The sequence below is a fragment of the Pseudofrankia inefficax genome, assembly GCF_000166135.1.
Classification (GTDB): Bacteria; Actinomycetota; Actinomycetes; order Frankiales; family Frankiaceae; genus Pseudofrankia; species Pseudofrankia inefficax.
The window spans coordinates 3,724,395-3,735,470 of sequence record NC_014666.1 but is presented as its reverse complement, the minus strand read 5'-3'; the positions used below and the strand labels follow the sequence as shown (position 1 = coordinate 3,735,470).

7 protein-coding genes are annotated in these 11,076 nt (G+C 75.7%); 5 read left to right on the top strand and 2 right to left on the bottom strand.

Going from position 1 to position 11,076, the window contains the following annotated elements; translation table 11 throughout:
• The first annotated feature begins 1 nt into the window (after position 1).
• The 4 genes from FRAEUI1C_RS41640 to FRAEUI1C_RS15360 all read left to right on the top strand — a co-directional run bounded on the left by FRAEUI1C_RS41640 (position 2) and on the right by FRAEUI1C_RS15360 (position 6,847).
• Positions 2 to 4,837, top strand: coding sequence for a type I polyketide synthase (locus FRAEUI1C_RS41640; protein ID WP_013424227.1), 4,836 nt, complete (start codon positions 2 to 4; stop codon positions 4,835 to 4,837).
• Positions 4,834 to 5,679 carry an SDR family NAD(P)-dependent oxidoreductase gene (locus tag FRAEUI1C_RS15370; RefSeq protein WP_013424226.1) on the top strand — a complete coding sequence of 282 codons (846 nt, stop codon included), beginning with the start codon at positions 4,834 to 4,836 and terminating at the stop codon, positions 5,677 to 5,679. Before FRAEUI1C_RS41640 ends, FRAEUI1C_RS15370 begins: the two co-directional genes overlap by 4 nt.
• Positions 5,680 to 5,810: 131 nt before the next feature.
• On the top strand, positions 5,811 to 6,323 hold the full coding sequence (locus FRAEUI1C_RS15365; protein WP_013424225.1) for an ester cyclase: 513 nt from the start codon (positions 5,811 to 5,813) through the stop codon (positions 6,321 to 6,323).
• Positions 6,320 to 6,847: a YybH family protein gene (locus FRAEUI1C_RS15360; RefSeq protein ID WP_013424224.1), complete on the top strand. Its 528-nt coding sequence runs from the start codon at positions 6,320 to 6,322 to the stop codon at positions 6,845 to 6,847. Before FRAEUI1C_RS15365 ends, FRAEUI1C_RS15360 begins: the two co-directional genes overlap by 4 nt.
• A 60-nt stretch (positions 6,848 to 6,907) precedes the next feature.
• Here the strand turns inward: FRAEUI1C_RS15360 and FRAEUI1C_RS39570 are convergent, their stop codons facing one another.
• A complete protein-coding gene (locus FRAEUI1C_RS39570) occupies positions 6,908 to 7,870 on the bottom strand; it encodes a TetR/AcrR family transcriptional regulator (protein ID WP_198318757.1) in 963 nt (320 codons plus the stop codon).
• A gap of 88 nt (positions 7,871 to 7,958) precedes the next feature.
• On the opposite strand from FRAEUI1C_RS39570, the gene FRAEUI1C_RS15350 reads away from it, so the two are divergent.
• Complete coding sequence (locus FRAEUI1C_RS15350) at positions 7,959 to 9,452, top strand: MFS transporter (protein WP_013424222.1); 1,494 nt, start codon at positions 7,959 to 7,961, stop codon at positions 9,450 to 9,452.
• 134 nt (positions 9,453 to 9,586) lie between these two features.
• On the opposite strand, the gene FRAEUI1C_RS15345 is transcribed toward FRAEUI1C_RS15350, so the two are convergent.
• Entirely contained in the window at positions 9,587 to 11,056 is a 1,470-nt protein-coding gene (locus FRAEUI1C_RS15345) for an acyl-CoA carboxylase subunit beta (protein ID WP_013424221.1), read from the bottom strand.
• Positions 11,057 to 11,076 lie beyond the last annotated feature (20 nt).

Genomic DNA, 11,076 nt, shown 5'->3' with positions numbered 1-11,076 from the left:
CATGGCAGCACAGGACGAGAAACTGCGCGAGTACCTCAGGCGCGCGCTGGCCGACGCCCGCACGGCCCAGCGGCGGCTGCGCGAGGTCGAGTCGGCCGGCCGGGAACCCATAGCGATCATCAGTGCCGCCTGCCGGCTGCCGGGCGGGGTCGACAGCCCGGACGACCTGTGGCGGCTGGTGGCCGAGGGCAGGGACGCCATCGGGCCGTTCCCGACCGACCGCGGGTGGGACCTCGACGGCCTCTACGACCCCGACCCCGACACGCCGGGCACCGCCTACACCCGTCACGGCGGCTTCCTGGCCGGGGTGGCCGACTTCGACGCGGCCTTCTTCGGCATCTCCCCGCGCGAGGCGCTCGCGACCGACCCCCAGCAGCGCCTGCTGCTGGAGAAGGCGTGGGAGCTGTTCGAACGGGGCGGGCTCGACCCGACCTCCCTGCGGGGCACCCGCACGGCCGTGTTCACCGGCGTCGCCGGCGGCGACTACGCCCCCGGCCTGTACGACACCCCGCAGGAGCTGGAGGGCTACCTCGGGACGGGCAACCTGCGCAGCGTCGCCTCCGGCCGGATCGCCTACACGTTCGGGCTGGAGGGGCCGGCGGTCACCGTGGACACCGCCTGCTCGTCGTCCCTGGTGGCGATCCACCTGGCGGCCCAGTCGCTGCGTTCGCGGGAGAGCGACCTGGCCCTGGCCGGCGGGGTGACGGTCATGACGACGCCCCAGGGCTTCGTCGACTTCGCCCGCCAGCGGGGCCTCGCCCCGGACGGCCGGTGCAAGGCGTTCGCCGCGGCGGCCGACGGCACCGGCTGGTCCGAGGGCGTCGGCCTGCTGCTGCTGGAGCGGCTCTCCGACGCCCGGCGGCTGGGCCATGACGTCCTCGCCGTGGTGCGCGGCGGCGCTGTCAACCAGGACGGGGCGTCGAACGGCCTCTCCGCCCCCAACGGCCCGGCCCAGCAGCGGGTGATCCACGCGGCCCTGGCCAGCGCGCGGCTGCGCCCCGACCAGGTGGACGTGGTCGAGGGCCACGGCACCGGGACGACGCTCGGCGACCCGATCGAGGCCCAGGCGCTGCTGGCCACCTACGGCCAGGACCGCCCGGAGGCGGCGCCGCTCTGGCTCGGCTCGCTCAAGTCCAACGTCGGCCACACCCAGGCGGCCGCCGGGGTGGCCGGCGTCATCAAGATGATCGGCGCGATCCGGCACGGGCTGCTGCCGAAGACCCTGCACGTGGACGCGCCGTCTCCCGTCGTGGACTGGGACGCCGGCGCCGTCCGGCTGCTGACCGAGGCCCGGCCCTGGCCCGAGACGGGAGCGCCCCGGCGGGCGGCGGTCTCGTCGTTCGGCGTGAGCGGCACCAACGCCCACCTCATCCTGGAGCAGGCGCCGCCCACCGCCGAGGGCGCGGCTGGGACGGCCGGCGACGGGCCGCCCGACCAGACCGACGGGAGCGACGGGAGCGCCCAGGCCGGCCAGCCGGGCCCGCCTGAGGCGCCGGTCGTCCCGGGAGCGCTGCCCTGGGTGCTGTCGGCGAAGACCGCGCCGGCGCTGCGCGCGTCGGCCGCGCGCCTCGCGGCGGCCTACGACGGCCAGCCGGGAGAGCCGCCCCGCCCGCTCGACGTGGCGCACGCGCTGGCCACCACCCGCGCCCGCCTCGGCCACCGGGCGGTCGTCGTCGCCGCCGACCTCGGCGGGTTCCGCGACGGGCTGCTGGCGCTGGCACGGCAGCAGGAGCATCCCGCCGTCGCCGTCGGCGCGCCCACCGGGGGCCTGGCCTTCCTGTTCGCCGGCCAGGGCAGCCAGCGCGCCGGTGCCGGGGCCGAGCTGTACCGGACGTTCCCTGTCTTCGCGGCCGCCTTCGACGAGGCCGCGGCCGCGCTGGACACCGCCCTCGCCGGGGCCACGGCGCACCCGATCGCCCGGGTGGCCTTCGCCGGCGCGCTGGCCGAGGCCGGCTCACCCCCGGCCGGCGTGATCGACCCTGCGCTGATCGATCAGACGCTCTACACCCAGCCGGTGCTGTTCGCGCTGGAAACGGCGTTGTTCCGGCTCCTGGCCGCGTGGGGGGTGCGACCGGCCCACGTCGCCGGGCACTCGATCGGCGAGCTGGCGGCGGCGCACGCGGCCTGCGTGCTCTCGCTGGCGGACGCGGCGACGCTGGTCGCGGCGCGCGCCCGGCTGATGCAGGCGCTGCCGGCCGGCGGGGCGATGGTCGCCGTCGAGGCGGCCGAGGCTGAGGTGCGGTCCGCGCTGGAGGCGTTCGACGGGTCTGGTCCGGCTGCCGGCGGGGCGGCCGACATCGCGGCCGTCAACGGGCCGCGCTCCGTCGTCGTCTCCGGCGACGAACGGGCGGTCCTGGCCCTCGCGGCACGGCTGGCCGACGACGGCCGGCGGACCCGGCGGCTGGCGGTCAGCCACGCCTTCCACTCGCCCCACGTCGACGCCGTGCTGGCCGAGTTCCGCGCGGTGGCGACGACCCTGACCTACCGGGAGCCGGCGATCCCGGTCGTCTCGGCGCTGACCGGCCAGCCGCCCCGGCCCGGCGAGCTCACCGACCCCGAGTACTGGGTGCGCCACGTCCGGGCGGCGGTGCGCTTCGCCGACGTCGTCGAACGCCTCCACGCGGCCCGGACCGGGACCTACCTCGAGCTGGGCCCGGACGCCACGCTCAGCGGCCTGGCCGCCAGGACCCTCGGGGCCCGCGAGCGCGCCGGCGCGACCGTCCCGCTGCTGCGCAAGGGCCGGCCCGAGGTGGCGAGCCTGCTGCGTGCCCTGGGCCAGGCCCACGTCCGCGGGGCGGCGGTCACCTGGTCGGCGCTGACCGAGGACCTGTCACCGGCCCGCGTCGAGCTGCCCACCTATGCCTTCGAGCGCCGACGGTTCTGGCTGGAGCCCGCCCGCGGGCCCCGTGGCGCCGGCCGGCCCCTGTCGGGGCCGGCGGGTTCGGGCGCCGGGCAGCCGGCGGCCGAGGCCGTGGACGATCTCACCGAGGTCCGCTGGGAGGCGGCCCGGCGGCCGGCCGGACCCGCCCGCGGCCGGTGGGCCGTCGTGGGCGCCGACCCGGACGCCGCCGGGCTGGCGCTGCGGATCGTCGGCGTCGACGTGGTCGAGTTCGCCGACCTGGCCGCGACGCGGGCCGCGCTCGCGGCCGGCGAGCAGCCACCCGACTACCTGCTGGTGCCGGTGGCCGGCGCACCCCCGGGCGAGACACTCGACGGCGGCGGCCCCGCGGCCGTCCGGCCGGGCGGCCGCTCCTCGCCGGCAGACATCGCCACGTTGCTGGCCGAGGAGACGCTGGCTGGCGCGACCGTAGTAGCGGTCACCCAGCGAGCCGTCGCCGCCGACCCCGACCTCGATCTCGACCTCGCCGCCACCCAGGCCTGGGAGCACCTGCGCGCCGCGCTGCTCGACGAGCCCAAGCGGCTGGTGCTCGTCGACGTGGACGGCTCCGAGGCGGCCTTCCAGGCGCTGCCGACCGCGTTGGCGCTCGCCAGGGACGACGGCGAGATCCAGCTCGCCGTCCGGGACTCGATCGTCCTGCTGCCCCGCCTCGCGCGGCCCAGGCCCGACGGGCCGACGCGCCTCGGGCCGGCCGGCCCGGACGGGCTGGGCCCGGCCGGCGAGGGCACCTGGACGCGCCGGCTGGCCGAGGCAGCCGAGGACGAGCGAGCGAAGCTGCTGCGCGTGCTGGTGGTGACCGACACCGCCGCCGTGCTCGGCCACGACGACGCCGAGGCGATCGACGACGACGCCGAGTTCGCCGACCTCGGCGTCGACTCGCTGGCCGCCGTGCAGCTACGCAACCGGCTGGGCGCGGCCACCGGCCTCGAGCTGGCGCCGACCGTCACCTTCGACCATCCGACCCCGGCCGCGCTGGCCGCGTTCGTGGGTGAGGAGCTCCTGCGCGCGGCCGACGCCCGCTCCCGGCAGCCGGACACCGCGGCCGGCGGATCCCGGCAGGGGCCGCTCACGGCCCTGTTCCGCGCGCTCGGCGCGGCCGACCGGTACGACGAGGCCGGCGCCGTGATCGGCCTGGCCTCGGTGCTGCGGGAGAGGTTCGACGCGGCCGCGGTGGCCGAGAACACCCCGCGGCCGGCCCAGCTCGGCGGCGGCCCGAAGCTGCCCCGGATCGTCTGCTTCCCGGCGCTGAGCGCGATCTCCGGGCCGCACGAGTACGCCCGTTTCGGCAACCTCCTGCGCGGCGGGCGGGACGTGCTGGTGCCGCGCAGCCCCGGCTACGCCGAGGACGACCTGCTGCCCGACAGCGCCGAGACCTACGTGCACCTGCTCACCGAGACGGTCGTGCCGTGGGTGGGCTCGGACCCGTTCGTGCTGGTGGGCCGGTCGATGGGCGGCACGATCGCGTACGCCGTCGCCCACCGCCTGGAGCAGCTCGGGCTCCGGCCGGCGGGGCTCGCGCTGGTCGACTCCTATCCCCTGGAGGCCGCGACACTCGAAGGACTGCGCGAATGGTGGCTGGCCGCCATGCTGCGCGGGATGCTCGATCGGATCGAGCAGTACCAGCTGGTCTGGAGCGACTCCAGCCTCACCACGATGGGCGGCTACATCCGCCTGTTCGACGGGTGGCGCCCGCCGCCGCTGCGCAGCCCCGTGCTGCTGCTGCGGGCCACCGAACCCATCCCGGGCACGATCATCGACCCCACCGGAGCCCGGGACTGGCGCGCGTTCTGGCCCGGCGCCTCCGACGTCGTGGACGTTCCCGGAGATCACTTCACCATCCTCGAAGACCACTGCGCGACGACCGTGGCCGCGATCGAAACCTGGATCGAGGGCCTGGACTGGTCTGGCCAGAACACCGACAGGGAGAACCAGCAGTGACGAGATCCGTGGTAATCGTGACCGGCGCGGCGTCCGGCATCGGCCGCGCCGCCGCCGAGCTCTACGCCGAACGCGGCTACGGCGTCGTCGGCGTGGACCGGTACGAGGCCGGGCTGGAGAGCCTGGAGCGGCCGGGCGAGATCGCCACCCTCGTGGGCGACGTGGCCGAGGAGAAGACGAACCTGGCCGCCGTCGAGCTGGCGATCAGCCGGTTCGGCCGGCTGGACGCGGCCGTGCTCAACGCGGGCGGCGGCGGGACCGGCCCGCTGGAGTCCGACGGCTCCATCGAGCGGCTGGACCGTGTCCTGGCGGTGAACGTGCGCGGGGTGGCGCTCGGGGTCCGGGCCGTCGTCCCGGCCCTGCGGGCGGTCGGCGGCGGCTCGATCGTCGCGACGTCGTCCATCTCGGGCCTGCGCGGCGACTCCGGCGGGATCTGGGGCTACAACGCGGCGAAGGCCGCGGTGATCAACCTCGTCCGGTCCCTGGCGCTCGACTACGCGGCCGAGAACATCCGGATCAACAGCATCGCCCCCGGCTCGGCCATCACGGCGATGACGGCACCGCTGCTGGCCGACCCGGTGCTCGCGGCCGCGTTCAACCGCGAGGTGCCGCTGCAGCGCTTCTCCTCGGCCCGGGAGCAGGCCGAGGTCATCTACTTCCTGACGTCGTCGGCGGCCTCGTTCGTCACCGGGGTCACGATCCCGGTCGACGGCGGGCTGTCGGCGGCGACGCGGCTGCTGCCGACCCCGACCTACCCCGGCCAGGACCCGTTGGAGATCTTCACCGGCCGGGTGTTCCGCGAGGCGGACGCGGACGACCCCGACGCCGCCTCGGCGCGCTGACCCAGCACACCCCGACCCCTGGTCTGACCTCCGATGGTCTGACCTCCGATGGTCTGACCTCCGACAACGGGCCGGCACCCGTCGGCCCGTTCCACCCGCCCGCGCGGCGCAGCCCGTTACGGAGAAACCCCATGAGCATCAGAGCCGTCGTCGACAGCGAGACGCTGGAGGCCAACAAGGCCGTCGTGCGTCGCTACTTCGAGGAGGGTGTGAACCAGGCCAGCCCGACGGTGATCGACGAGATCATCGCGCTGGACGCCGTCGACGAGACCCGGGGCCCGGACGCGGCGACGCTCGGCCGCGAGGGGTTCCGGCAGCACGCCGCCTGGTTGGCCGCCACCGCCGACAACGTCCGCACGACGATCACCGAGCTGGTCGCGGAAGGCGACCGCGTGGTGGCCTTCTGGACGATCTCGGGCTACGCGAAGGGCCTCGTCTTCGGAGTTCCGGGCAACGGCCGCTACTTCGAGGGCATCAGCATCAGCTCGTTCACCATCCGCGACGGCCTGGTCACCCGGTACAGCGTGCTGCCCGACCGCCTCGGCGTGATCGCCCAGCTCACGGCGGCGGACGACCCGGCGCCCGGGGCCAACGGCGACGAGGCCGACGAGGAGCGGGTCGCGACGGGCCAGGTCGCGCGGTGACGGCCGGCGTCGACCACTCCCCCGCCGGCGGCGTGGCGGCCGTCGCGCCGGTCACCCTGACCGCGGCGGACATCGCCGGGATCCATCAGGCGATCGCGCTGTTCGCGCACGTCTTCGACAACGACGACCTGGACGCCCTGCCGCTGGTCTTCACGCCGGGCTTCACCTCGGCCCACCACAGCTCGGGCACCGTGGTCACCGGCCTGGACGCCGGGCGCGAGTACCTGAGCCGGCGGCCGAGCACGACCCCGGACCACCAGACCGTGAACACGATCGTCCTGGTCGGCCCGGACGGGATCGTCCGGGCCCGCAGCCGGTTCCTGGCGGTGACCGACACGGGCGAGGTCCACAACGGCGACTATCTCGACGTCCTGGAGCGGGCCGAGGACGGCCACGGCTGGCGGATCGCCTACCGCCGAATCCTGGTGCGCTTCCCCCGGCCGGAGGACCCGGTTCCGCTGCCGCCGGGGGTGGCCGAGCTGTATCAGCCGACGCCGGCCAACCAGCCCCGGATCGTGGGCTGACCAGCACCAACGCCCAACGGTGACAACTGAGATTGTCAAGCGACGGAGGTATTGACAATCTCAGTTGTCGTCCGCCCGGTCGACGGCCGCCCGGCCCCAGCGCTGCCGGGCCGCCTGCCGGCTCATCCCGAGCACCCGCCCCACCTCCCCGTAGGTGGCGCCCCGTGCCAGCGCCGCCCGGGCCGCGTCGTCGAGCGCCGCGTCGGCGCGGCGGCGCTCGGCCTCGGCCCGGGCGAGCGCGTCCAGCGGGTCGCCAGCCTCGCGTCCGGCCGCTCCGGCGCCGCCGACCACAGCGCCCACGCGAGCCCGGCCGGTCACGTCGGCCGGGCCGGCCACGTCAGCCTGGCCGACCACGTCAGCCGGGCCCGACGCCTCGACGACCGGCCGACCGGCCTGGCGGCCAGGGCGGCCCTCCGGCGATTCGACGATCAGCGCGGCCAGGGCGGGGTTGAGCAGGGCGACGACCCGGTCCACCGACGCGGTGTCGACCGGTGGGAAGCGCAGCAGGAAACGGCCGACGAGCAGGCCGATGAGCACGCTGCCGACCAGGCCCGCCCGCAGCTCGGTCTCGTTCCCGGTCAGGGCCTGGGCCAGCGGCGGCGGCGCGTCCTCCGGGGTGAACGCGCAGCGCACAGCCTCGGCGGCCCGGGTGTGGGTGAGCATCGAGCGCAGCATGGACAGCGTCGCCTCGGGTGCCGCCTCGACCTGGCCGAACACGTGCCGGACCGCTCGGTCGCCGAGCTCCTCGATCGGGCCGTCGACCACGTCGGCCAGGCCGAGGCCGATGTCGGAGGCGGCGTCGAACAGCGCCGCCTTCGAGCCGAAGTGCTGCATGACCAGCGCCGGGTCGACCTCCGCCCTGGCCGCCACCGCCCGGATCGTCGTGCGCTCGAAGCCGCGCTCCCCGAACAGCGACCTGGCCGCGGCGAGGATGGCGGCCCGGCTCCTGAGCCGCCGGTCGGCCCGGCTCCCGGCGTTCTCGGCTTCGGCCACAAGTGTGTTCGGCGTCACAGTTTTGCTCACTCTACGTTCGTTGACCAAGGTGCCCGGCGGGCCGTACGGTCGCCCGGACATCTGCTTACCACATGTTGAGTGAAATCTGGGAGCGCTCATGACCCACGCGACGCCGAACGCGCCCGAGCCCCGCGGCCGCACGGCACCGCCCGGCTGGCTCGTCCTCGCCGTCATCGCCGCCAGCCAGGCCATGGTCGTCCTGGACGTGACCATCGTCAACGTGGCGCTGCCGGACATCGGGTCCAGCCTGGGCTTCGCCAACCAGTCCGACCTGCAGTGGGTCGTCAACGGCTACGCGCTGACGTTCGGCGGGTTCCTGCTGCTGGGCGGCAAGGTGGCCGACCGGTTCGGCCGCCGGCGGCTGTTCTCGATCGGCGTCGGGCTGTTCGGCCTGGCCAGCCTGGTCGGCGGCTTCGCCGGCACGCCCGGCCTGCTGATCGGCGCCCGGGCCGTCCAGGGCGTGGGCGGAGCGCTCATGGCCCCGGCCGCGCTCAGCCTGCTCGCGCTGGCCTTCGCCGAGGGCGAGGCCCGCAACAAGGCCCTGGGAATCTTCGCCGCCGTCTCCGGCACCGGCGGAGCGTTCGGGCTGGTGCTCGGCGGCGTGCTCACGGACGAGGCGTCCTGGCGGTGGGTGCTGTTCATCAACGCCCCGATCGCGGTGTTCGTGCTGGCCCTCACCCCCCGAGTGCTCCAGGAGAGCCGCGACGAGGCCGCCGGCGGCTTCGACGCGTTGGGGGCGGTGACGGTCACGGCGGGCCTGGGCGCGCTGGTCTTCGCCCTGGTGCGGGCGAACGAGGCCGGGTGGACCAGCGTCCAGACCATCGGCCTGCTGGTCGGCGCGGTCGTGCTGCTCGTCGCGTTCTGGGTCCGGCAGGCCCAGGCTCGCAACCCGCTCGTGCCGCTCTCGGTGATCCGGCGGGGCAGCGTCGCCGGGGCGGACCTGTCGATGCTGTTCGTCTCGGCCGCCTCCGTGGGCACCGTGTTCGTCATCAGCCTCGTCCTGCAGACCATCCACGGGTACTCGCCGCTGCGGACCGGCTTCGCGTTCCTGCCGCTGTCGTTCGCCATCGCCTTCTCGGCGCAGATCGCCTCCGGCCTGCTCGGGCGGGTCGGCGCCAGGACCCTGACCGTGCTCGGCCTGCTGCTGACCGCGGTGGGCATCGCGCTGTTCGCCCGGATCACTCCGGACAGCGGCTACCTCGGGGTGGTCCTGCCGGCGTTCCTCATCTCCGGGGTCGGCACCGGGATCGCCTTCGTCAGCGTGATGTCGGCCGGCGTGGCCGGCGCGGCCCCGGAGGACGCCGGCATCGCCTCCGGCCTGGTCAACGCGGTCCAGCCGATCGGCGCCTCGCTCGGCATCGCGGCGCTGACCGCCGTGGCCAACGCCCGCTTCGACGCCCTCACCTCGCCCACCACGAGCCGGGCGGGGCTGCTGTCCGCCCAGACGAGCGCCTGGGCCTGGGGATTCGGGCTGATCGCGGCGCTGCTGGTGGTCGGGGCGCTGATCGCCGCGCTCGCGATCCGCGACCCGTCCCCGCCGGCCGTCCCAGTGGACGACACGGCCGGCGAGGCCGTCAAGGCGACCGCCTGACTGACCCCGGGCGGTTCAGGAGGCCGTCCGCGGCCGCCGGGTCCCGGGACTCGCCGCGGTGGCGGACGGCCTCCTTCTTTCTGCCGGTACCCGGTCCGGTGGCCGCGGCTTCCGGCTGAGGAGGCGTCAGCTCGTCACAGCGGGATGTTCGGCTGGCGCCCTCGGCGGGCGGGCGCCGCGGCCAGGGCGGCGACCAGCTTGTCCCGGCTGCGGACCGGCTCGATCACCTCGTCGACGAACCCGGCCGTGACCGCCCGGTCCAGCCCGCCCGCCTCGCGTTCGTGCTCGACGGCCAGCCGGGCGAGCAGGGCCGGCCGTTCCTCGGCGCCGACCGCCGCCAGCTCGCGCCGACGGATGACCTCCACGGCGGCCGACGCGCTCATGACCGCGACCTCGGCGTCCGGCCAGGCGAAGACGGCGTCCGCGCCCAGGGACCGCGAGTTCATCGCGATGTAGGCGCCGCCGTAGGACTTGCGCAGGATGATCGTCGCCCGGGGCACGACGGCGCCGGCGAACGCGTGCAGCAGTTTCGCGCCGCGGCGCAGCACGCCGTCCCACTCCTGCCGGGCGCCGGGCAGATAGCCGGGGACGTCGACCAGCACCACCAGCGGAACTCCGAACGCGTCGCACAGGCGCACGAACCTGGCCGCCTTCTCGGCGCTGGCCGAGTCGAGGCAGCCGCCGCGGCGCAGCGGGTTGTTCGCGATGACACCCACGGTCCGGCCGCGCAGCCGGCCCAGCCCGATCACGACGTTGGCCGCCCAGCGCGGCTGCAGCTCGACCAGCTCGCCGTCGGCGGTGCCGCCGGGCGGCGGCGGGTTGTCCGGCGGGTCGAGCAGGTCACGGACGACCGGGCGCACGTCATAGGCCCGGCGGCGATTGTCCGGCAGCCGGGCCGACGGATCCCGGACGGGCTCGGCGGCCGAGCCGGTACCGGCGGCCGGGCCGAAGACGCCGGGCCGGCCCAGCAGGTCCACCAGCCGCCGGGCCCGGCTCAACGCGTCGCGCTCGGACGAGGCCGTCAGGTGCGCGACCCCCGATCCGCGGCTGTGCGTGTCCGGGCCGCCGAGCTGGAGCATGTCGACGTCCTCGCCGGTGACCCGGCGCACGATGTCGGGACCGGTCACGAACAGGCGGCCCTCGTCGGCCATGATCACAAGGTCGGTGAGGGCCGGCCCGTAGGCGGCCGCTCCCGCCGCCGGGCCGAGGATGACCGAGAACTGGGGGACGACCCCGGACGCCCTGGTCATCGCGGCGAACATCCGGCCGGCGCCGTCCAGCGAGGCCACGCCGTCGGCGAGCCGGGCGCCGCCGGAATGCCACAGGCCGACGACCGGGCAGCCCTCGGCGCACGCGGTGTCGATCGCCTCGACGATCCGGTCCGCCCCGGCGGCGCCCAGCGCCCCGCCCATGCGGGTCGCGTCGGTGCAGTAGGCCGTCACCGCCACGCCGTGGATCCGGCCACGGGCGGCCAGGACGCCGCTGTCGTCCCACGGGCCGAGCGGGGTCAGCGACCCCGGGTCGAGAACGTGGCCGAGCCGGGCCCGCGCGTCGCGCTGGTCCTCGGTCCGGGCCCGCTGTTCCGGCAGATGGGTAGGGGGCATCGAAGCACCGTCTTCTCACG

What these genes read in the sequence shown, in the direction of transcription:
- FRAEUI1C_RS41640 (WP_013424227.1), top strand. Translation starts at nt 2, where the DNA reads ATGGCAGCACAGGACGAGAAACTGCGCGAGTACCTCAGGCGCGCGCTG.
- FRAEUI1C_RS15350 (WP_013424222.1), top strand. Translation starts at nt 7,959, where the DNA reads ATGACCCACGCGACGCCGAACGCGCCCGAGCCCCGCGGCCGCACGGCA.
- FRAEUI1C_RS15345 (WP_013424221.1), bottom strand. Translation starts at nt 11,056, where the DNA reads ATGCCCCCTACCCATCTGCCGGAACAGCGGGCCCGGACCGAGGACCAG.
- FRAEUI1C_RS15365 (WP_013424225.1), top strand. Translation starts at nt 5,811, where the DNA reads ATGAGCATCAGAGCCGTCGTCGACAGCGAGACGCTGGAGGCCAACAAG.